The following is a 19,986-nucleotide window of genomic DNA, read 5'->3' as shown; positions in this document are numbered from 1 at the left end:
TCTTGAGTTCGGTGGGCGGAGGAACAGCGGGGAATCAGGACACCTTGAATCGCGCGACCGACTGCTTCAGCGCCTCGGCCGACCGGGACAGCTCATGCACCATCTGCGCGGTGGAACGCGTGCCGTCGGAGGTCTGCTCGGTCACCGCGAAGATGTGCTGGATGTTGGCGCCGACCTCGTTGGCCGCGCGCGCCTCGGCTACCGCGACCGACGAGATCTCGGCGATCAGCTCGTCCAGGCGACGCGACACCGCGTCGATCTCTTCCAGCGCACGGCCGGCCGCGTCGGAGAGCTTGGTCCCCTCGACCACGCCGTGCGTGGAGCGCTCCATGGCCGCCACCGCGTCGTGGGTGTCGGTCTGAATGGTCTTCACCAGCGCCGCGATGCGTCGCGTCGCGTCGGCCGAGCGTTCGGCCAGGCGCTGCACTTCCTCGGCCACGACGGAGAAGCCGCGGCCCGCCTCGCCGGCGGACGCCGCCTGGATCGCCGCGTTCAGCGCCAGCACGTTGGTTTGCTCGGTAATGTCGGAGATCAGCTCGGTGATCTCGCCGATCTCCTGCGAGCTTTCGCCCAGCCGCTTGATCCGCTTGGAGGTCTCCTGGATCTGGTCGCGGATCTGGTTCATACCGCCGATGTTGGCCTGCATCGCCTGCAGGCCCTGCTCGGCGGCCTGACGCGACTGGCGCGCCACGCTGGCGGTGTTCTGCGCCTGCGCCGACACCTCGTTGATTCGCTGCGCCATCTGCAGCACCGCCTCGCCGGTGGCGCGGATCTCGTGCAGCTGCTCGGTCGACGCGGCCAGCAGCTCGGTGGAGGTCTGGTCCACCTGCACGGTGGTGTCGGTCACGCGCACCGCGGTGGTCTGCACCTGCTGCACAAGCGAGCGCAGCTCTTCCACCGTGTAGTTCACCGAATCGGCGATCGCGCCGGTGATGTCCTCGGTCACCGTGGCCTGGTGGGTCAGGTCGCCCTCGGCCACCGTCTGCAGCTCATTCATCAGGCGCAGAATCGCCGCCTGGTTGGCGTCGTTGACGCGCTTGGCCTCGGCCTCCTGGGCCTCGGCCTCGCGCCGCTGCGCCTCGGCCAGCTGGGCGCGCTGGGCCTGGTCGTTCACGTACAGGCGCAGGAAGCCCAGCGCCCCGACGACCAGCGCCGCCAGCGAGCCCACGAGGGCCAGCAGCAGCAGCGGGCTCATGCCCGAGCCGGCCTCCAGCTCCAGCGCCACCTCGTCCAGGCCCTTGCGCAGCGCCTCGCTGTCATTGAGGATGGCCGTCTGCGCCTCGCGGGCAGCGACCAGGCCTTGCAGGTTGGACAGAATGGCGCTGGCCTGTTCGCGCGTCTGCTCGTACTGCTTCAGCAGCGTGCTCAGGCGCTCGCGCACCTGTGGGTCGCGGGCGGCGGACAGGCGCAGGTCAGGGTTGCCCTTGAGCAGGGCCTCGGTGATCTCGCGGAAGGCATTCAGGTCCTTGCCGAGCAGGAACACGGCCTCGGGGCTCACGCCCTCGGCGGTCAGGAATTCGTTGGCGCTCTTGCCGATGCGCTGGGTCAGCATCACCAGCTGACCGACCGCGGAGATCTCACCCGCCGGCGCCTGCCCTTGCAGCGACAGCGAGGCCACGGCCTCCGCGCTTTCCAGCAGGTCGGAGGACTGGCGGTTGATCAGGCGCAGCGCCTGGCCCACCTGGGTCAGCACCTTTTCCTGCGCCAACACCACCTTGGCGTTCTTGTCGGCGCGATCCACCATGGGCGCGATCGGATCCAGCAGCGCTTGCACGTCGCCCGGCGCCTTGGCCAGTTCGCCCTCGCCGGTGCGCAGGTTGCCGACCACGCCGGTCAGCACGCCCACGCTCTCGCGCATTTCGCCGAAGGCGTTCTTGTTGCCCAGCAGCGCGGTGGACACCGCCTTGGCCAGACGCTGCGACTGCATCATCGCCTGACCGGCCGCGCGCACCTGGGCCGCGCTGCGGTTGCTGCTGACCAGGCTGAGGCCCACGGTGGCCGCCGTGCCGATCAGGCCCACCGCGACCAGTACCGTCAGCAGACCCTGGCGCCGGTCGGGTTGCGGCGCGATCGCCGGCATGGGCGTGGGCGCGCTGGCCGGCACCTCGGAGGCGTGGAAACCGGCCGAGGTCTCCTGGAAATCGGCGGTGGGCTGGGCCTCGGTGATGATGGACGCTTGGCCACCGCTGTCACCGCTGTCCACATGAGTCTGGGTCGACACCTTGTCCGGATCCGCGGGGGTCTCTGCCTTGCCGCCGATGTTCTTGATCTTGTCCAGGAAGCTCATCTCGCCCTCTGTTGAAGTCGGTTCTAGGAGATTGCTCGTTGCCTTGGCCGCCCCCTCAGGCGGCCACGATCTGCAGGAAGGACCAGGATTGCGCCAGGGCCTCGAGGTCCAGCACCTGCCAGGGCCGGCCCTGCTCGTCGCGCAGGCTCACGCGTGCGAAGGACGGACGGCCCGTGGTGTCGGCCGCGTCATCGGGCCGCAGCTGGGCATCGGTGCGCAGGCCCAGCAACTGGTCCACCAGCAGCGCGCAGTTCAGGCCCAGTTCGGCATGCACAGATACCAGCCGCTGCGCCGGCGTGGGCGCAACCGCGTCGCGCAGGCCAAGGTACTGCGCCAGGTCCACCACCGTATGCAGCCCGCCACGCAGGTTGGCCACGCCCAGCAACCAGGGCAGGGTGTAGGGCACGGGCGTGATCGGAACGGGGGTGAAGATTTCCCCGGATTGGCGCAGCGGCAGCAGCAGGCCCAGGCCCGCGCTTTCGACGGCCAGCCAGCTCGCGGCCTGGGGTTGCTCGCGCACCGCCTGCATGCGCTGCGCGAGGCGTTGCTGGAGTTCGCGCAGGGCTTGCTTGTTGGCCATGGCGCTCAGCCCAGGGCCTTGATCTTGGCCATCAACTCCTCGGCCTTGACAGGTTTGACGACGTAGTCGCGCGCGCCCTGGCGCATACCCCAGACCTTGTCGGTCTCCTGGCCCTTGCTGGTGCACATGATCACCGGCACGCCGGCATAGCGCTCGTCGCGCGTGATGGAGCGGGTGAGCTGGAAGCCGTTCTGCCCGGGCATCACGACGTCCATCAGGATCAGGTCGGGGCGCTCCTCGGCCAGGCGCTTCATCGCCTCTTCGCCGTTCTCGGCAGTGCGCACGCTGTAGCCGCGCTTGGTCAGCATTTCGCTGAGCGCATAGAGCTCGGTCTTGGAATCGTCAACCAGCAGAATCTTCTGGATGGGCATGGATGCTCCTCGCTGCTCGCCCGAATGCTCGCGGATCAGGCCGCGCGCCGGTGCTGCTGCACGGCCTGCAGCAGTTGGTCCTTGGTGAAGGGCTTGGTCAGATAGTCCTGCGACCCGACCATGCGACCGCGCGCCTTGTCGAACAAGCCGTCCTTGGAGGAAAGCATGATGACCGGCACCGCAGCGAACTGGGGGTTGCGCTTGATGATGGCACAGGTCTGATAGCCGTCCAGGCGCGGCATCAGGATGTCGCAGAAGACCAGGTCGGGCTGGTAATCGCTGAGTTTGGCCAGGGCGTCGAAGCCATCCTCCGCCAGCACCACCTCGTGTCCCCCCTGCTTGAGAAAGATCTCGGCACTGCGGCGGATGGTGTTGCTGTCATCGATCACCAGCACCTTGGTCGTCGTCTTCGGACTTGTGCTGGATTCCACGCCATGTCTCCCAACCGGGCCGTGGGCCCGTCAAATCTGGACCATTTCGAAGTCTTCCTTGCGCGCACCGCACTCGGGACAGGTCCAGTTCATGTCCACGTCCTCCCAGCGCGTGCCCGGGGCGATGCCGTGCTCGGGATCACCGGCGGCCTCGTCGTAAATCCAGCCGCAGATCAGGCACATCCAAGTCTTGGTCTCGCTCACGATGGAATAGTTTTGCATCACTACAATGACCGCAAGATTGTAGCCACGGCCCCCGTGCCGTCCGGAGCGAAGAAGTACCGATGAAACAACAGCCAAATCCGGTGCTCCATCACACGCACGGCCGTGCCGGCGGCCGCTCCCGCCACTCGGGTGGTGCGCTGTCCGCGCCGCCGTCAACATCCACGCCATGAGCCACCAAGACCCGTCCGAACACCCCCTCAGCCAGGACGAACAGGAGTCCCCTCCTCCCGCCTGCGTGATGAGCTTCAACGCCAGCGACCCCAGTGGCGCCGGCGGCCTGGGCGGCGACATCGCCACCATCGCGGCCATGGGCGCCCACGCGCTGCCGGTGGTCACCGCCATCGTGCTGCGCGATACCGCGGAGGTCTTCGAGCACCAGACGCTGGAGAGCGACACCATCGTCGAGCAGGCGCGCTCCATCCTGGAAGACGTGCCGGTGGCGGCCTGGAAGGTGGGCTTCCTGGGCAGCGCCGAGGGCATTGCGGCGGTCGCCGAGGTGTTGTCCGACTACCCCGACCTGCCTCTGGTCGCCTACATGCCCAGCATTGCCTGGCTGGACGAGGAACAGCAGCAGAGCTACATGGACGCCTTCCGCGAGCTGGTGCTGCCGCAGACCGCCGTGCTGGTGGGCAACCACAAGACCCTCACCGATTTCCTGCTGCCCGACTGGGACAACGAGCGCCCCGCGTCGCCGCGCGAGCTGGCGGTCGCCGCGGCCCAGCATGGCGCCGACCATGTGCTGGTGACCGGCATCAACCTGCCCAACCAGCATGTGGACAACGTGCTGGCCGGCCCGCAGGGCGCGATCACCGGCGAAAAGTTCGAGCGCTTCGAGGCCAGCTTCATCGGCGCCGGCGACACGCTGTCGGCCGCGCTGGCCGCGTTGCTGTCGGTCGGCGCGGAGACGCACGCGGCCGTCGGCGAGGCGCTGGCCTTCCTGGACCAAACCCTGGAAGCCGGCTTCCGGCCCGGCATGGGCAACGTCGTCCCCGACCGCTTCTTCTGGGCCTTGCCGCCCGGCGAGGAGGGCGAGGACGGGCAGCCCTATGTCGAGTCCGGCGAGGTCCCCCAGCTCAGCGACGAGCCGCCGCCGCGCGGCCCGGGTAAACGCATTCACTGATCCGCTCTGCGCACAGTCGCGCATTCCGCAGTCCCCACCGGCGCCCACCGGCGCCCGCTTCCACCATGAGCAGCAACCAAGCCCTCTTCGAACGCGCCCAGCAGGTGATCCCCGGCGGCGTGAACTCCCCCGTGCGCGCCTTCCGCGCCGTCGGCGGCACGCCGCGCTTCATCGCGCGTGGCGAAGGCGCCTACATCTATGACGCCGAAGGGCGCCGCTACATCGACTACATCGGCTCCTGGGGCCCGATGATCCTGGGCCACGGCCATCCCGCGGTGCTCGAGGCCGTGCTGGCTGCGGCGCGCGAGGGCTTCTCCTTTGGCGCGCCGACCGAGCGCGAGATCGAGCTGGCCGAGGAAATCCTCAAGCTGGTGCCCTCCATGGAACAGGTGCGCCTGGTCAGTTCCGGCACCGAGGCGACCATGAGCGCGATCCGTCTCGCGCGCGGCGCCACCGGCCGCTCCAAGTTCATCAAGTTCGAGGGCTGCTACCACGGCCACACCGATTCACTGCTGGTGAAGGCGGGGTCGGGCCTTGCCACCTTCGGCAACCCCACCAGCGCGGGCGTGCCCGCCGAGGTCGCCCAGCACACGGTGGTGCTGGAGTACAACAACCTCGCGCAGCTGGAAGAGGCCTTCGCGCTGCACGGCCGCGAGCTGGCCTGCGTGATCATCGAGCCCATCGCCGGCAACATGAATTTCGTGCGCGCCGCGCTGCCCTTCGTGAAACGCCTGCGCGAGCTGTGCAGCGAGCACGGCGCGCTGCTGGTCTTCGACGAGGTGATGACCGGCTTCCGCGTCGGCCTGCACAGCGCCCAGGGCCATTACGCGTCGCTGATCCCCGGCTTCAAGCCCGACATCAGCGTGTTCGGCAAGGTGATCGGCGGCGGCATGCCGCTGGCCGCCTTCGGAGCCAGCCGCGAGATCATGAAGCACCTGGCTCCGCTGGGCGGCGTCTACCAGGCCGGCACGTTGTCGGGCAACCCGGTGGCGACGGCCTGCGGCCTGGCCACGCTGCGCGAGATCCAGAAGCCCGGCTTCTTCACCGAGCTGGCGGCCAAGACGCGCCGCCTGGTGGACGGGCTGAAGGCCGTGGCGGCGCAGAACGGCGTCCCCTTCAGCGCCGACAGCGAAGGCGGCATGTTCGGCTTCTTCCTGCTGCCGGAACTGCCGCAGAACTACCAGACGGTGATGGGCACGGACAAGGACCGCTTCAACCGCTTCTTCCACGGCATGCTGGATCGCGGCGTCTATCTGGCGCCGGCGCTGTACGAGGCCGGCTTCGTCAGCGCCGCGCTCAGCGAGGCCGACCTGCAGGCCACCCTGGACGCCGCGCGCGAGGCCCTGCGCTGAGCCTGGCGCGATGAGCGCGACGCTGCGCCGCTATCGCGCCGCCGTGTTCGACATGGACGGGCTGCTGCTGGATTCGGAGCGGCCGCTGCGCGACGCCTGGCTGGGCGTCGCCGCCGAACGCGGCGTGGACTTCGGCGCTGCGGACTACCTGCTCACCGTCGGGCGCAACAAGCCGGACACGCTGGCCCTGCTGGCGCCCCGCTTCGGCGGCCCCTCCGCGGCCGAGGCGGCCTATGCCGAGGTCGACGCCCGCGTCGACGCCCAGTTGGGCGCGCAGGGCTTCGCCCTCAAGCCCGGCGCGCGCGAGCTGCTGGACGCGCTGCGGACGCGCGGCGTGCCGCTGGCGCTGGCCTCCTCCACCCGCCATGCCGAGGTGCTGCGGCGGCTGCGCCGCGCCGGCCTGCTGGACTGCTTCGACGCCGTCCACGGCGGCGACCAGGTGGCGCGCGGCAAGCCCCATCCCGACCTCTTCGAACTGGCCGCCCGTTCGCTCGCGCTCACTGGCGCCGACTGCCTGGTCTTCGAGGACTCCAGCTACGGCGCCCAGGGCGCGCTGAGCGCGGGCATGGGCGTGGTGCTGGTGCCCGACCTCAAAGCGCCCGACCCGCAGATCGCCCCGCGCTGCACGGTGCTGGCGGCGCTGCCGCTGGCCCTCCCCCTGGTGCCCGACTGGTTTTCCTGAAAACATCCACCCCATGCACATTCACATCCTCGGCATCTGCGGCACCTTCATGGGCGGGCTGGCCGCGCTGGCCCGCGAGGCCGGCCACAAGGTCACCGGCTGCGATGCCAACGTCTACCCGCCAATGTCCACCCAGCTGGAGCAACTGGGCATCGCGCTGATCAGCGGCTTCGGCGCCGAGCAGCTGGACCTGAAGCCCGACCTGTTCGTGATCGGCAATGTCGTCACCCGCTCCAGCGAAGGCCGTTTCCCGCTGATGGAAGCCATCCTGGACGCCGGCCTGCCCTATGTCAGCGGCCCGCAATGGCTGGCCGAGCATGTGCTGCAAGGCCGCCATGTACTGGCGGTGGCCGGCACCCACGGCAAGACCACCACCACCTCCATGCTCGCGTGGATCCTGGAGCATGCCGGACTGCGCCCGGGCTTCCTGGTCGGTGGCGTGCCGCAGAACTTCGGTGTCTCGGCGCGCCTGGGCGGCAGCGAGGCCCGCCCAGGGCCGGGCGTGGGGGCGCCCTTCGTCATCGAGGCCGACGAGTACGACACCGCCTTCTTCGACAAGCGCAGCAAGTTCGTCCACTACCGGCCGCGCACCGCGATCCTGAACAACCTGGAGCACGATCACGCCGACATCTTTCCCGACCTGGCGGCGATCGAAACCCAGTTCCATCACCTGGTGCGCACCGTGCCCGCCAGCGGTCGGCTGGTCGTGAACGCACGCGAGGAGGCGCTGCAGCGTGTGCTCGCGCGCGGTTGCTGGAGCGAAGTGCAGCGCTTCGGCGCGCGCAAGGAAGAGCCGGGCTGCCTGCGCGCCCGCGGCGAACCGCAGAGCTTCGACGTGCTGCGCGGCAGCCTCAAGGTCGCCCATGTGCAATGGGAACTGTCCGGCGAGCACAACCAGCTCAATGCGCTGGCCGCGATCGCCGCGGCCGAGCATGTGGGCGTCACGCCGGAACAGTCGGCGGCCGCGCTGGCGGAGTTCCGCAACGTCAAGCGCCGGCTGGAGCTGCGCGGCGAGGTCGGAGGCATCAAGGTCTACGACGACTTCGCCCACCACCCGACGGCGATGCACACCACCATCAACGGCCTGCGCCGGCGCATCGCGCCGGCCGAGCGCATCCTGGCCGTGTTCGAACCGCGCTCCAACACCATGAAGCTGGGCACGATGAAGGCCCAGCTGCCCTGGGCGCTGGAAGAGGCCGACCTGAGCTTCTGCAACCAGTCCGGCCTGTCCTGGGACGCGGCCGAGGCGCTCGCGCCGCTGGGCGCGCAGGCGCGCGTCGGTGCCGATGTGGACGAGCTGGTGCGCCAGCTGGTCGCCGAGGCCCGCCCCGGTGACCACCTGCTGTGCATGAGCAACGGCGGCTTCGGCGGCATCCACGACAAGCTGCTCGCGGCACTGGCGGCCAAGGCCGGACGCTGAGCGACGTCCGGGGCCAGCACCGACGGCGCCCCGGCTTCAAGCGACCCGACTCGGCAGCGGGCGGCGGTTTGTCCCGACCAAGCTGGCGGGCCGTGTGTTCGCTCGGCCCGCGGCGTCCCGCCCGGCTGCGGCGGACCGCTGGCGCGCACCGGTGGCGACCGCGGCAAAAAACGCTAGAGTGACCCCGCCACGGGTGAGCCACCGCTCGCCCGCCCTTCACTTCCGCCCCGCCGAGCCGATGCCTCTTCCTCCCGTTCCCCAAGCCCTGCACAACCGCAGCTTCCTGCTGGTCCTGAGCCTGGTCACGCTGGCCTTCGGCTGGATCCTCTGGCCCATGATGAGCGCGGTGCTGTGGGCCGTGGCGATGTCCATCGTGTTCCGACCGCTGTACCGGCGGCTGCAGGCGCGCGGCCGGCGCCCGAACCTGGCGGCGCTGGGCACCATCGTCGTCATCCTGCTGCTGGTCGTGCTGCCGCTGGCCTTCGTGATGGGGGCGCTGGTGCAGGAGGCGACGACGGTCTACGGTCTGTTCAAGTCCGGCCAGTTCAGCTTCAGCACCTACATCCAGCAGATCTACGCGGCCCTGCCTGGCAGCCTGCTGCAGCTGCTGGAGCGCTTCGGGCTCAGCGACTTCGCCGGCGTGCAGGACAAGCTGGTCGCCGCGCTGAACCAGGGCAGCCAGTTCCTCGCGACCAAGGCGCTGGGCTTCGGCCAGGACACCTTCGACGCGCTGGTGAGCTTCTTCGTGATGCTCTATCTGTTGTTCTTTCTGCTGCGCGACGGCGAGCAGCTGACGCTGCGCATCCGTGACGCGCTGCCGCTGCCCGACCCCTACAAGCGCCAACTGGGCGAGAAATTCCGCACCGTGATCCGCGCCACCGTGAAGGGCAACATCGCCGTGGCCGCGCTGCAGGGCGCACTGGGCGGGCTGGCCTTCTGGGTGCTGGACATCCATGCCCCGGTGCTGTGGGCCACGCTGATGGCCTTTCTGTCGCTGCTGCCAGCAGTGGGCGCCGGCCTGGTCTGGCTGCCGGTGGCGCTGTACCTGCTGGCCGTCGGACAGGTGGCCGGCGGTCTCGGGCTGATCGTGTTCGGCACCCTGGTGATCGGCCTGGTGGACAACCTGCTGCGCCCCTTGCTCGTGGGCAAGGACACCAAGATGCCCGACTATGTGGTGCTGCTGTCCACGCTGGGCGGCATGGCGGTGTTCGGGCTGAACGGCTTCGTGATCGGGCCGCTGGTGGCGGCGATGTTCATCGCCGTCTGGGACATCGTCGCGGCGGAGCGCCGCAACATCCACGCGGACACCGCGCCCGAGGCCCCCGGCGAGGAGTGAAGCCCAGACCCTCTCCGTGCGGGGCGTCAGGCATCCGCCTTGCCCGCCACCGCCCATGTGAGCGAAATGCAGGCGGCGCTGGCCGCCGTCTGCTTCGCGGAGCGCGAAGAATGAAGGGTCAAAGGCGGTTTGCCCCTGATCCGGGCCAGAGACAGGGCGGTTGAAAATCCGCATAATCGCCCAACTTGACCAACTAGCCTGGTCAATCTGACCACATTCTGGGATTCGACGATGTTTGCCAACTTTCTGAATCCGGGTTCCGATCTGTTCTTCCGCGCGGCCGCTTCGCTGGTGGATGCCATCAGCGGCGTCACGCTGGATGCCAAGCCGACCCCGATCTCCAAGTTCAAGGCCAGCTACGGCGAAGTGCTGGACAACGTGAACCATGGGCGGGTGCAGGTGATCCAACAGGGACGGCGCCGCTATGTGCTGCTCAGCGAGGACCAGGTCATCGCCCTCGCGCAGCAGAACAAGAAAACCCGCTCGCTGGGCGACATCATCCGCAGCGTCGAGCAGCCGCCGCGGCCGCTGGACTCTGGCAGCAGCTACCTGAAGCGCCCCAAGGCCTCGCAGTTCAAGCTGCCCCGACATGCCGGCAAGTAGCACGCGCTACCTGCTCGGGCCGGATCTGCTGCTGGGGCTGTGCCTGCAGCGCACCCATGCCATCCAGTGGGCCGACCGCGTGTCCGCGCAGGACTGCTTCATCAGCAACCTGTCCGTCGCGCTGGTGCAGTCGGTGATCGACACCGATGCCGACGACGCCGACCACCGCGACGAATGGCTGCGCGCGCTGGAGCGGCTCAAGAGCCGCTACGTGGTCGAAGGCGGTACTTTGATCGACGTCACCGCCGACGTGATCGACCGCTGGCGCCACTGGCGCACGCGCAGCCCGTTGCAGTTCGAGACTGACGAAGGCCTGGCCGAGGTGGAGCAGGACGTGCGGCTGCTGCTGGCCTCGGCCGATGCGCTGGGGCTGACCTATGTGGAGTACGAGGCCCGCTACCTGCACCAGGCCGCCAGCCGCGGCCTGGCGGTCGAGGTGATCGCGCAAGAAGACCCCGACGCGGCATGACGCCCCAGTTCCAGCTTCCCAGGGGAACGCCGGACAGCGGGCCCCGGCAGGTGAAGGTGCTGAGCCTCAGCGGCGGCGGCTATCGCGGTCTTTTTTCGGCTCAGTTGCTGGCCCGGCTGGAAGCGGCTCTGGACGCCGGCGCCGCACCCGGCTTGGCCCGCCCCATCGGCGAGCGCTTCGATCTCATCGTGGGGACCTCGATCGGCGGCATCCTCGCCTGCGGCCTGTCGCTGGGCAGTTCGGCGGCGCGCCTGGCGCAGACCCTGCAGCGCCACGGGCCCCGCATCTTTCCGCCGCTGCGCCTGCGCGCGCTGCGCAAGCTGGTCGGCAAGGCCCCCTACGACCCGCGCCGGCTGCGGCGCGCGATCCAGGAGTGCGTGGGCGCGCAGCAGGCCGCGGCGCCATTGGCCGAGCATCCCCGGCCGCTGCTGCTGACGACGGTGGACTGGACCTCGTCGCGGCTGCATCTGCTGGGCAGCAAGGGCTCCGGCCAGGCCGACCGGCTGGGCCTGAGCCTGATGGATGCGATGCTGGCGACCTCGGCGGCGCCGGCGCATTTCCCCTCGCACCGCGTGGCCGGCCATCTGTTCGTGGACGGCGGCCTGGCCGCCAATGCGCCGGACCTGCTCGCGCTGCGCGCCGCGCAGACCCTGTGGCCCGGCGCCGAGCTGCGTCTGCTCAGCGTCGGCACGGCAAACCCGCTGGCCGGGCGTGACCCGGCCAAGCTGCCGCAGCGCGGACTGGGCTGGGCCGCACCGACCATCGAGCTATGCATGCATGCCCAGGAACTGCATGCCGTCGAACAGTGCGCGGCACTGCTGGGACCGACGCGTTATCTGCGCCTGAACGCCCACCCCAGCGCCGCCCAGGTCGGCCAAGTGGACTTCGACGTGGCCACGCCAACCAGCACCAAGATCCTGCTGTCGCTCGCCGACGACCTGGCGCGCCAGCAGCTGGAGCCCGCGCAGCGCGCCCGGCTGATGGCGATGCTCTGACATCAAACGAAAAAGGCCCGGCATTGCCGGGCCTCTTGCCATTTGGGCCTCATCCGTCCGGGACGCGCGAGGCGCCCCGGCGGCCGGGACCATCAGCTGCGCTGCATGTTCGCCTTGAGGATGCTGGACAGCAGGTCCAGGCTCTCGGCGATGTGCGCGCGGGTCTCGACCGAATGGCCGCCCTTGCCCAGCGCCGCGCGCAACTGGCCCTGCAGCTCGGTGGCATGCAGGCGCAGGATGGCGTAGGCGTCGGCCATCTGGGCGCTGCCGCCCGACCGGGTCAGGTTGCCCTGCACGCGCTTGAGGTACTCGCGCTGCAGATTGCGACGCAGGCGGTCGATCTCGGCCCCGCTCTTGAGCTCGCTCCAGATGCTGTTCTGCAGCGTGCCGTAGACCTCGTTCAGCGAGATCAGACCCTTGCGCTGGGCCGCCGGCACGAAACCGGGCAGGTTGATCAGGCGCTGCGCGGTCTGCGCGTTCATCAGGCGGTCCAGCGCGGCGTTCTGCACGCGCGCCACAGCGGCGGCCACGTCGACCGGGCCCTGGCGGTCCCACTCGTTGTAGTCCACCTGCAGCGTGGACAGGAATTCCGGCTTGAAGCGGAAGCTGTCGGCGCTGAACAGGCCGCTGGCCAGGAACTGCAGGGCCTCGCGCTGCTTGGCCGGATCGACCGGCTTGAACGCGGTGCGGCCGGTGCCGCTGCCGGGCAGGTCACGCTGCATGTGCATGCCGCCGACATATTTGCCCACCAGGTCGGACGAGCGTGCCAGCTGGCCGAAGCCGCTCAGCAGCGAACGGCGCTGGCGCAGCGGGTCCTCGCCCGCCACCGGCGCGCGATCCTGCACGCGCGCCCACAGCTCCTGCGAGAGCTTCAGGCGGCGCTTGTAGTAGGCCAGCGGGTCGTCGCCCAGGTCGAAGCGGTTGGCCAGCGGGTCGATGCCGCCATGCGCGTCGGCATCGGCATCGTCGGCATAAGCCAGCGCCGGCTCGGTGCTGCGTGCGGCGATGCGGGCCAACTCGGCGGCCTCGGCGGCCTGCGGCACCTGCTTGTACGCGTACTCGATGGCCCAGTAGTCGTAGGCACCCAGCGTGGTGTTGTTGAAGCTGGCCTGCGGCTCGCCCTTCAGCGCGATGTTGTAGGCGTTGTAGTCCATCACCGAGCCGGAGATGCCGTGCTTCTCGGTGAAGTCCTTGTCCTGCAGCTGCTTGTTGCTGATGGTGGTCGAGGCCTTGAAGTTGTGCTTCAGGCCCAGGGTGTGGCCCACCTCGTGCATGATCACGTCCTTGATGCGCGCAGCCACGAAGGCATCGGCCTCGGGGCTGTCGGGGGCGAGATCGCCGCGCGCTTCCAGCAGGTCCAGCGCGAAGTCCATCTCGGCCGCGGCCTCGCTGGCGTAGTTGCAGTAGGCGTCCTCGCCATGCGCGTGGCCCGCGTGAGCCTGGGCCTTGGGCACATCCTCGGCGATGAAGGTGCGGCCGCCGCGGACGAACACATCGCTCATGCCGATGTCGGCGTCCAGGATTTCGCCGGTGCGCGGATCCGCGTGGCTGGGGCCGATCGCGAAGCCCACGTCGGCGCCGACGAACCAGCGGATGGAGGCATGGCCCGCGTCCATGTTGTCCCAGTCGGCGTCATCCGGCTGCTGCTTGGCCACCACGGCGTTCTTGAAACCGATCTTCTCGAAGGCCTTGTTCCACTCCAGGATGCCGGCCTCGACCGCTGGGCGGTACTTGGGCGGAATGTTCTTGTCCATCCAGTACACGATGGGCTTGACCGGTTCGCTCAGCGCGGCGGCGGGGTCCTTCTTCTCCAGGCGCCAGCGCTTGACCAGGTGGACGCGCGGGTTGGCCTTGCTGTCGTCGCCCAGGTCGGTATAGGACTCCATGAAGTGGCCCAGACGCGGATCCAGGCGGCGCGTGGCCATGGGCGTCTCGGGCAGGGCCTTGAAGCTGTAGACGAAGCTCACGAACAGGCTGCGCGGGTCCGGCGTGGCCTGCGGCGGCGTCGGGGTGGGCACCGGCGCGGGCATCAGCGGCGGCGCCGGGATGCGTGCCGTCGCGAAGTGCATGCGCGCGGTCAGCGTGGTCAGCTCGGCGTCGGCGCGTGCGGCTTCGAAGAAGGAGTTGGCGCGGTCCGGCGCGAATGGCAGCCGGTACGCCATCTCCAGGCGGGTGGACAGCCCCGGGATGTCGGTGAGCAGCAGGCTGGCGTCGATCAGCACGGACTTGCGCTCGGGGTGCTCGGCACTGGCCACGGTAGCCGAAGCCAGCAGGCTGGGCGAGAAGGCCTGCTCGGCGGCCAGCTTGCCGCCGCCTTCGGCGCGGAACTTGGTGTTCAGCGCCACCAGCTGGATCTGGTTGCCGATGCGGCGCCATTCGGCCATGTGGGCGCGGCCCATCTGGCTGGCGTAGAGGCCGCGCTCGCCGACCGCGTCGGCATTGTTGACGGTGAACAGGAAGGGCTTGTTGAAGCCCGCCTTGGGAATCTCGATCCAGACCTTGTCGTCCTTGCGCCAGACGGGGAACAGGCCGTCCTGGCGCTTTGCGTCCTTGCTGACCTCGGCGAAGGGCTTGGGCGCGCCCGGCTCGGCGGGGCGTGCGGCCGGCGCACCGGCGGCCGGCGTGGCGGCGGCACCGGCCGGCTTGGCGGCGGCGGGCGCCGCGGCGCTCTTGTCGGCGGCGGCGGCATCGGGCGCGGTGGGGTTGCTGGCGCAGGCGCTCAGCATCAGCGTGGCGGCAAGGGCCACGGCCGACAGCTTCTGGGTCTCGATCATTGCATTGACGGGCTCTCGCGGCCCTGTGGTTGGCAAAGCCGGCACTTTGGCCGCGGCACCGTCGCGCGTCAATGTGACAAACAGCAGCTGAAGATGCGAAAGCCGGATTTCGTCGCATCGCCCTCCGGCGCACTGACGCGTGCCGGACAGCGGGCGCGCGCGGCGCACGGCTAGACTGCCGCGTGATGACGCGCACCACCCACTTTCTCTACCTGCACGGATTCCGCTCCTCCCCCGCCTCTGCCAAGGCGCGCCGCATGGCGCAATGGGTGGGCGATCAGCGCCCGGATCTGCGTTTCGAATGCCCGCAGCTGCCGCCTTCGCCGCGCGAGGCCATGAGCTTGGTTCATCGGCTGACGCAGGACTGGCCCGCCGCGACCATGGCGGTGATGGGCAGCTCGCTGGGCGGCTTCTACGCCACCCATGTGGCGCAGCAGCGCGGCTGCCGCGCCGCGCTGCTCAACCCCGCGGTGGACCCGGCACGCGACCTGGCCGCCTACATCGGCGAGCAGCGCTGTTGGCAGAACCCGGAAGAGCGTTTCTTCTTCCGCCCCGAATTCGTCGACGAGCTGCGCGCGCTGCAGGTCGGCGCGCTGGCCCATCCCGAGCGCCTGATGGCCGTGATCGCCAAGGGCGACGAACTGCTGGACTGGCACGAGATGAGCGCCCGCTACGCCGGCTGCCGCATCAAGCTGCTCGAAGGCAGCGACCACGGCCTCAGCGACTTCGACGACCACCTTCCCGACCTGATCGACTTCCTCCAGCTATGAGCGCTTCTCAACGTCTGCAGAACAAGGTTTCCATCATCACCGGCGCCGCCCAGGGCATAGGCCTGGCGACCGCGCTGAAGTTCGCCGCCGAGGGCGCGATCGTCGTCGTCTGCGACCTGCGCCAGGACGGCGTGGACGCCGCCGTCGCGCAATGCCGCGCGCTGGGCGCCCAGGCGCTGGGCTTCGCGCTGTCGGTCACCGAGCGCGCGCAGGTCGACGCCATGGTGGCCGAGGTCAAGGCCCGCTTCGGCCGCGTCGACGTGCTGGTCAATAACGCCGGCATCACCCGCGACGCACGGCTGCAGAAGATGACCGAGGAGCAGTTCGACGCGGTGATCGACGTCAACCTGCGCGCCGTCTTCCACTGCGCGCAGGCGGTCGCGGACACCATGGTGGCGCAGGGCGCGGGCGTGATCCTCAACGCCAGCTCGGTGGTGGGTATCTACGGCAACTTCGGCCAGACCAACTACGCCGCCAGCAAGTTCGGCGTGATCGGTTTCACCAAGACCTGGAGCCGCGAGCTGGGCCCCAAGGGCGTGCGCGTCAACGCGGTGGCGCCGGGCTTCATCGAGACGCCCATCCTCGCCACCATCCCCGACAAGGTGATGGACGAGATGCGCGCCCATGTGCCGCTGAAGCGCCTGGGCCGGCCCGAGGAGATCGCCAGCGTCTACGCCTTCCTGGCCAGCGACGAGGCCAGCTATGTCAACGGCGCCGTGCTCGAAGTGTCCGGCGGCATGACGGTTTGACCCCACCCTTCCCTGCCGACTTGCCCACGCCGCCTGTGGACAAGTCGCGGGACAAGCTCTGACCGGAGCGCGCAAGTGCTTGTCCTGGCAGGGAATTGCTTGGACTGCCTCCAAATGAGGCAGCATCCCGCTGGAACCGCGGACGGGCTCAACGCGGCGGCCGCAGCAGCCGCATCAGCGTCAGCGCCACCAGCACCGTCAGCAGCACGATGAGCGCCAGCATGGCGACGAAGCCATGCGGGTGCGCGCTGAAGGGCACGCCGCCCACGTTCATGCCGAACAGACCGGACACCAGGTTGATCGGCAAGGCCAGCACCGTGACCATGGTCAGCACATAGAGGCTGCGGTTGTTCTCCTGCGCGACGCGCGCCTCGGTCTCGTCCTGGATCACGCGCATGCGCTCCTGCAGCGCCGCGATGTCGCGCAGCACCAGCGCGAACTCCTCGCTGGCCTGGCGCAGGTGCTGCACATCCTCGGCGCGCACCCAGGCCGGCGGGCTGGAGAGCATGCGCAGCAAGGCGCTGGGCTCGGGCGCCAGCAGGCGCTGCAGCCGCACCATGAGGCGGCGCAGCGAAGCCACCTCGCCCTCATGCCCGCTGTGGCGGCCCGCCAGCAGCGCGTCCTCGATCTCGTCGACGCGCTCGGTGGCCTGGCGCACGATGCGCTGCAGCTCATCCGCCTGGTCGCGCAGCAGATGGTCCAGCAGCGCCGTGCCCGAAGCCAAGGGCTCGCCACGCCGCACCGCCATGCGCAGCCGGTCCACCGAGCGCAGCGGCTGGCGCCGCGCACTGACGACCAGATGGCGCTCCACGCTGACCCACAGCGTGGAGACATCGTTGACGTCGAAATCGAAGTCGAAGGTGACGTCGTTGAGCACCGCGAACAGCCGCTCGCCATCGCGCTCGATGCGGCTGGAGCGCGAGCCCTGCTGCTGTGCTTCGTGAAAGCTGTCGGACAGGTGGACCAGGGACTGCAGCCCCGCCAGCGCGCCCGCATGGCTGAGGTTCAGGTGCAGCCAGACAAAGCGCTCCCCGCCCTTCTCAGTCTGCAACGCGCCGAGCTGCTCGCGCACCTGGGCCAGTGAATCCAGCGCCTGCGGCGGCTGGCCGGGGCAGAACAGAAAGGCGCAGATCAGGCCGTGGTCGTCGGTGCCGTAGCGGTGCGTCGCGCCTTGGAAGTCCAGCAGAGTGCTCATCGTTGCGTCGGAAGGAGGGGATCTGCGTAGTTACCGCGGCGCCATGACAGGCCGATGAAGACGCCCGCAAACCATGAGGCGCCATCCCCGATACCGGGGTGTCACAAATTGTTTCGGCAACGCTTTCGAGAATTTCCTGGTTTTCACTGATTGGCCTGCGGTCCATGCATCTGAACCTGAAACAACGTCTGGGCCTGGTGGCCCTGCTGTGCGCGCTGCTGAGCCTGATTCCCGCCACCCAGCTGGGCCTGGGCATGCGGGCCCAGCTGAGTTCGCTGTCCGGAGAACGCGCTGCCCTGCCCGCGCACGAGGCCTGGCAGGCCCTGCTGGCCCGCCTGGCCGACCACCGCATCGCCGCGGCCTCCAGCAAGCCGGACGCCGTGCAGCAGCGCGACCAGGCCGCGCAGGCGGTGCAGCGCCAGCTCGCCGCGCTGCCGCCCTTGCTGGCGCAGGCCGGACTGCCTGCCGAACGCCAGCAGGCGCTGCGCCAGCTCGGCGAGCGCTTCGAATCGCTGCAGGCGCGGCTGGGCCAGGGCCCGCTGCCGCTGCCCGAGCTGCTGCTGCAGCACCGCGAAATCGCGCGCCTGCTGCTGGAGGAGCTGGGCCGGCTCAATGCCGCGTCCGGCCTGCTGCTGGACCCCGATCCGGCCACTCATTTCGCGATGGTCGCGGGTCTGCAGCTGGCGCCGCGGCTGACCGACACGCTGGCCGACCTGTCGGCCATCGCCCAGGCCGCCGCGGTGGACGACATCGCCGCCGTCTCCAGCGCCGCGGCCCGCTACCGCGCCGACAGCGAGGCGCTGATGGCCAACCTGGCGCTGGCTGCGCAGTTGGCCCCGGACACCCAGGGCAGCCAGGCCGCGACACGCCAGGCCATCCAGCAGCAGCGCGACACCGTGCTGCAGGCGCTGGAGGCCTCGGCGCGCGACGTGAACTACCCGCTCGAACAGCTCACCGCCGCCTTCGCGCGCGCCGCCCAGCTGCAGACCCAGCTCAGCCGCCATGCCGGCGATGCGTTGGAGAAGCTGCTCGGCGAGCGCGCCGCGACGTTGCAACAGCGGGCCGCCTGGACGCTGGGGCTGCTGCTGGCGGGCCTGGTCCTGGTCGCCGCCATGCTGTGGCGCGCGCTGGCCGGCATCTGGGAACCGGTACAGGCCGCGATCGCGACCACCGAGCGCATTGCCCAGGGCGACCTCTCGGTGCACATCCCGGTCCATGGCCGCGACGAACTGGGCCGCGTGCTGCAGGCCATCGCCGGCATGCGCGACCGGCTGCGCGAGCTGGTCACGCAGCTGCAAAGCGCCTCCGGCGAGATCCACCGTGCCGCCGATGAAATCGCCGCCGGCCACCAGGACCTCAACCATCGCAGCGAGGCTGCCGCGATGCGCGTGCAGGCGGTCGCCAACACCGTGCAGCAGCTGGCGCGCACCGTCGCCGACACCGCGCAGGCCGCCGGCCGCGCGCGCCAGGGCGTGCTGGGCGTCAGCGAGGCCAGCCGCGAAAGCAGCGAGCGCGTACAGCAGTTCCTCGCCACCATGGAGGCCATCCACGGCAGCGCGCGCCAGATGGCGGACATTGTTTCGGTGATCGACGGCATCGCCTTCCAGACCAACATCCTGGCGCTGAATGCCGCGGTGGAGGCGGCGCGCGCCGGCGAGCAGGGCCGCGGCTTCGCGGTCGTCGCGGCCGAGGTGCGCGGCCTCGCCCAGCGCAGCGCGCAGGCGGCGCGCGAGGTCAAGGCCCTGATCCACCAGGCGGTCAGCCGCGTGGAAACCGGCACCGCACATGTCGGCGAGGCCGGTTCGGCCATCCATGCGGTCAACGAGCGCATCGCCACGGTCCGCAGCGGCGTCGAAGGCATCGCCGAGGACGCCCATGCGGAATCCACCCGCATGGAGGCGCTGCGCGACAGCCTGGACGAGATCGACGAGATGGCGCGCCAGAACGCCGCGCTGGTGGAGCAGGCCGCGGCCGCGGCGGCCTCGCTGAACCGCCAGGCCGAGCAGATGACCAGTCTGGCTGGCCGCTTCAGGCTGCAGCCGGGTGCCTGAGTCGCGCGCCGCGAGGCCCGCTCAGTGCGGACGCTGCGGGCCGTGACCGGCCTGCAGCCAGTCCAGCAGCTCGGCCAGCGCCTGCTGCGTGCGACGGCGGCGCTGCCGCACGCGCTCGAAGGACGCGCGCAGATCGGTATCCAGGGTTTCGGCGACGCGGCCGTCGCTGTCGGGCCGTGCCGTGGCCATCTCGCGCAACCAGTGCTCGACGCAGGCCTCCAGCAAATCCAGCGCCGGCTCGGCCCCGTCGGCCAGCAGCTGGCGGATGGGAAAGTCCTGCAAGGCCTCGCTGTGCCGCTCCAGCATGGGCGCCAGGCCCGCCGTGGGAGCGAGCGCGGCGCCGCCGCGCTCGTGAGGGTCCGTGAACATCCTGACCTCCTGCGGGCACCGGTGGCAATGACCGGCCGGCACCCCGTTGCCAACATTCTAGGAAGCCGACTCCGCCTTGCCACCGCGGCCGGCACGAGGATGCACCATCCATGATCTGGCGCAAGCGCGAGGGTGGCGACGTCACCTGGCGCACGGCGCGCGGCGGGATCCGTCGCCGCGCCCGCGATCAGCGACAATGCCGCCGCT

General features: G+C 69.8%; 19 protein-coding genes. 11 read left to right on the top strand and 8 right to left on the bottom strand.

All coding sequences use genetic code 11. The annotated features are described in order from the left end of the window. Positions 1-34: 34 nt before the first annotated feature. Genes LZ017_RS13250 through LZ017_RS13230 form a run of 5 tightly spaced genes read right to left on the bottom strand, consistent with a single transcriptional unit; the run spans position 35 to position 3,891 of the window. Positions 35-2,287: a methyl-accepting chemotaxis protein gene (locus LZ017_RS13250; protein ID WP_241397303.1), complete on the bottom strand. Its 2,253-nt coding sequence runs from the start codon at positions 2,285-2,287 to the stop codon at positions 35-37. Between the two features lie 55 nt (positions 2,288-2,342). After that, entirely contained in the window at positions 2,343-2,867 is a 525-nt protein-coding gene (locus LZ017_RS13245) for a chemotaxis protein CheW (RefSeq protein WP_241397302.1), read from the bottom strand. A gap of 5 nt (positions 2,868-2,872) precedes the next feature. Then, positions 2,873-3,238, bottom strand: coding sequence for a response regulator transcription factor (locus tag LZ017_RS13240; RefSeq protein ID WP_241397301.1), 366 nt, complete (start codon positions 3,236-3,238; stop codon positions 2,873-2,875). Positions 3,239-3,273: 35 nt separating this feature from the next. Next, positions 3,274-3,669, bottom strand: coding sequence for a PleD family two-component system response regulator (locus LZ017_RS13235; protein WP_241397300.1), 396 nt, complete (start codon positions 3,667-3,669; stop codon positions 3,274-3,276). Positions 3,670-3,699: 30 nt separating this feature from the next. Next, on the bottom strand, positions 3,700-3,891 hold the full coding sequence (locus LZ017_RS13230; RefSeq protein WP_277604685.1) for a rubredoxin: 192 nt from the start codon (positions 3,889-3,891) through the stop codon (positions 3,700-3,702). Between the two features lie 169 nt (positions 3,892-4,060). Here LZ017_RS13230 and LZ017_RS13225 point away from each other — a divergent pair, with 169 nt between their 5' ends. The 8 genes from LZ017_RS13225 to LZ017_RS13190 all read left to right on the top strand — a co-directional run bounded on the left by LZ017_RS13225 (position 4,061) and on the right by LZ017_RS13190 (position 11,871). Next, positions 4,061-5,014, top strand: a complete 954-nt coding sequence (locus LZ017_RS13225; protein ID WP_374109918.1) for a hydroxymethylpyrimidine/phosphomethylpyrimidine kinase — start codon at positions 4,061-4,063, stop codon at positions 5,012-5,014. A gap of 65 nt (positions 5,015-5,079) precedes the next feature. Further along, positions 5,080-6,366, top strand: coding sequence for a glutamate-1-semialdehyde 2,1-aminomutase (hemL, locus tag LZ017_RS13220; protein WP_241397299.1), 1,287 nt, complete (start codon positions 5,080-5,082; stop codon positions 6,364-6,366). A gap of 10 nt (positions 6,367-6,376) precedes the next feature. Then, positions 6,377-7,048 (top strand): HAD family phosphatase, encoded by a 672-nt coding sequence (locus LZ017_RS13215; protein ID WP_241397298.1) that lies wholly within the window; start codon positions 6,377-6,379, stop codon positions 7,046-7,048. Positions 7,049-7,061: 13 nt separating this feature from the next. Further along, positions 7,062-8,468, top strand: coding sequence for a UDP-N-acetylmuramate:L-alanyl-gamma-D-glutamyl-meso-diaminopimelate ligase (gene mpl, locus LZ017_RS13210; RefSeq protein ID WP_241397297.1), 1,407 nt, complete (start codon positions 7,062-7,064; stop codon positions 8,466-8,468). 238 nt (positions 8,469-8,706) lie between these two features. After that, positions 8,707-9,804: an AI-2E family transporter gene (locus LZ017_RS13205; RefSeq protein WP_241397296.1), complete on the top strand. Its 1,098-nt coding sequence runs from the start codon at positions 8,707-8,709 to the stop codon at positions 9,802-9,804. A gap of 231 nt (positions 9,805-10,035) precedes the next feature. Then, on the top strand, positions 10,036-10,407 hold the full coding sequence (locus LZ017_RS13200) for a type II toxin-antitoxin system Phd/YefM family antitoxin (RefSeq protein WP_241397295.1): 372 nt from the start codon (positions 10,036-10,038) through the stop codon (positions 10,405-10,407). Then, positions 10,394-10,876: a hypothetical protein gene (locus LZ017_RS13195; RefSeq protein WP_241397294.1), complete on the top strand. Its 483-nt coding sequence runs from the start codon at positions 10,394-10,396 to the stop codon at positions 10,874-10,876. Before LZ017_RS13200 ends, LZ017_RS13195 begins: the two co-directional genes overlap by 14 nt. After that, a complete protein-coding gene (locus LZ017_RS13190) occupies positions 10,873-11,871 on the top strand; it encodes a CBASS cGAMP-activated phospholipase (protein WP_241397293.1) in 999 nt (332 codons plus the stop codon). The genes LZ017_RS13195 and LZ017_RS13190 overlap by 4 nt, the downstream gene beginning before the upstream one ends. Positions 11,872-11,963: 92 nt before the next feature. Here the strand turns inward: LZ017_RS13190 and LZ017_RS13185 are convergent, their stop codons facing one another. Beyond that, positions 11,964-14,645 (bottom strand): zinc-dependent metalloprotease, encoded by a 2,682-nt coding sequence (locus LZ017_RS13185; RefSeq protein WP_241397292.1) that lies wholly within the window; start codon positions 14,643-14,645, stop codon positions 11,964-11,966. Between the two features lie 185 nt (positions 14,646-14,830). Between LZ017_RS13185 and LZ017_RS13180 the strand changes: the two genes are divergently transcribed. Both LZ017_RS13180 and fabG read left to right on the top strand, forming a co-directional pair. Beyond that, entirely contained in the window at positions 14,831-15,415 is a 585-nt protein-coding gene (locus LZ017_RS13180) for a YqiA/YcfP family alpha/beta fold hydrolase (RefSeq protein ID WP_241397291.1), read from the top strand. Further along, a complete protein-coding gene (gene fabG / locus LZ017_RS13175) occupies positions 15,412-16,164 on the top strand; it encodes a 3-oxoacyl-ACP reductase FabG (protein WP_241397290.1) in 753 nt (250 codons plus the stop codon). Before LZ017_RS13180 ends, fabG begins: the two co-directional genes overlap by 4 nt. A gap of 148 nt (positions 16,165-16,312) precedes the next feature. Here the strand turns inward: fabG and LZ017_RS13170 are convergent, their stop codons facing one another. Beyond that, complete coding sequence (locus tag LZ017_RS13170) at positions 16,313-17,359, bottom strand: transporter (RefSeq protein WP_241397289.1); 1,047 nt, start codon at positions 17,357-17,359, stop codon at positions 16,313-16,315. 164 nt (positions 17,360-17,523) lie between these two features. On the opposite strand from LZ017_RS13170, the gene LZ017_RS13165 reads away from it, so the two are divergent. Continuing rightward, on the top strand, positions 17,524-19,410 hold the full coding sequence (locus LZ017_RS13165) for a methyl-accepting chemotaxis protein (RefSeq protein WP_241397288.1): 1,887 nt from the start codon (positions 17,524-17,526) through the stop codon (positions 19,408-19,410). Positions 19,411-19,431: 21 nt separating this feature from the next. Here the strand turns inward: LZ017_RS13165 and LZ017_RS13160 are convergent, their stop codons facing one another. Beyond that, on the bottom strand, positions 19,432-19,779 hold the full coding sequence (locus tag LZ017_RS13160; protein ID WP_241397287.1) for a hypothetical protein: 348 nt from the start codon (positions 19,777-19,779) through the stop codon (positions 19,432-19,434). Positions 19,780-19,986: the final 207 nt, after the last annotated feature.

This window comes from Pelomonas sp. CA6 (assembly GCF_022549225.1).
Taxonomy (GTDB): Bacteria; Pseudomonadota; Gammaproteobacteria; order Burkholderiales; family Burkholderiaceae_C; genus Roseateles.
The sequence above is the reverse complement of the archived record's forward strand: the minus strand, read 5'-3'. Positions and strand labels throughout refer to the sequence as shown.

Coding starts and splice junctions, on each gene's coding strand:
- LZ017_RS13190 (WP_241397293.1), top strand. CDS start 10,873: ATGACGCCCCAGTTCCAGCTTCCCAGGGGAACGCCGGACAGCGGGCCC.
- LZ017_RS13225 (WP_374109918.1), top strand. CDS start 4,061: ATGAGCCACCAAGACCCGTCCGAACACCCCCTCAGCCAGGACGAACAG.
- LZ017_RS13205 (WP_241397296.1), top strand. CDS start 8,707: ATGCCTCTTCCTCCCGTTCCCCAAGCCCTGCACAACCGCAGCTTCCTG.
- hemL (WP_241397299.1), top strand. CDS start 5,080: ATGAGCAGCAACCAAGCCCTCTTCGAACGCGCCCAGCAGGTGATCCCC.
- LZ017_RS13240 (WP_241397301.1), bottom strand. CDS start 3,238: ATGCCCATCCAGAAGATTCTGCTGGTTGACGATTCCAAGACCGAGCTC.
- LZ017_RS13185 (WP_241397292.1), bottom strand. CDS start 14,645: ATGATCGAGACCCAGAAGCTGTCGGCCGTGGCCCTTGCCGCCACGCTG.
- LZ017_RS13250 (WP_241397303.1), bottom strand. CDS start 2,287: ATGAGCTTCCTGGACAAGATCAAGAACATCGGCGGCAAGGCAGAGACC.
- LZ017_RS13195 (WP_241397294.1), top strand. CDS start 10,394: ATGCCGGCAAGTAGCACGCGCTACCTGCTCGGGCCGGATCTGCTGCTG.
- LZ017_RS13215 (WP_241397298.1), top strand. CDS start 6,377: ATGAGCGCGACGCTGCGCCGCTATCGCGCCGCCGTGTTCGACATGGAC.
- LZ017_RS13170 (WP_241397289.1), bottom strand. CDS start 17,359: ATGAGCACTCTGCTGGACTTCCAAGGCGCGACGCACCGCTACGGCACC.
- LZ017_RS13180 (WP_241397291.1), top strand. CDS start 14,831: ATGACGCGCACCACCCACTTTCTCTACCTGCACGGATTCCGCTCCTCC.
- LZ017_RS13160 (WP_241397287.1), bottom strand. CDS start 19,779: ATGTTCACGGACCCTCACGAGCGCGGCGGCGCCGCGCTCGCTCCCACG.
- LZ017_RS13230 (WP_277604685.1), bottom strand. CDS start 3,891: ATGCAAAACTATTCCATCGTGAGCGAGACCAAGACTTGGATGTGCCTG.
- LZ017_RS13200 (WP_241397295.1), top strand. CDS start 10,036: ATGTTTGCCAACTTTCTGAATCCGGGTTCCGATCTGTTCTTCCGCGCG.
- LZ017_RS13165 (WP_241397288.1), top strand. CDS start 17,524: ATGCATCTGAACCTGAAACAACGTCTGGGCCTGGTGGCCCTGCTGTGC.
- fabG (WP_241397290.1), top strand. CDS start 15,412: ATGAGCGCTTCTCAACGTCTGCAGAACAAGGTTTCCATCATCACCGGC.
- LZ017_RS13245 (WP_241397302.1), bottom strand. CDS start 2,867: ATGGCCAACAAGCAAGCCCTGCGCGAACTCCAGCAACGCCTCGCGCAG.
- mpl (WP_241397297.1), top strand. CDS start 7,062: ATGCACATTCACATCCTCGGCATCTGCGGCACCTTCATGGGCGGGCTG.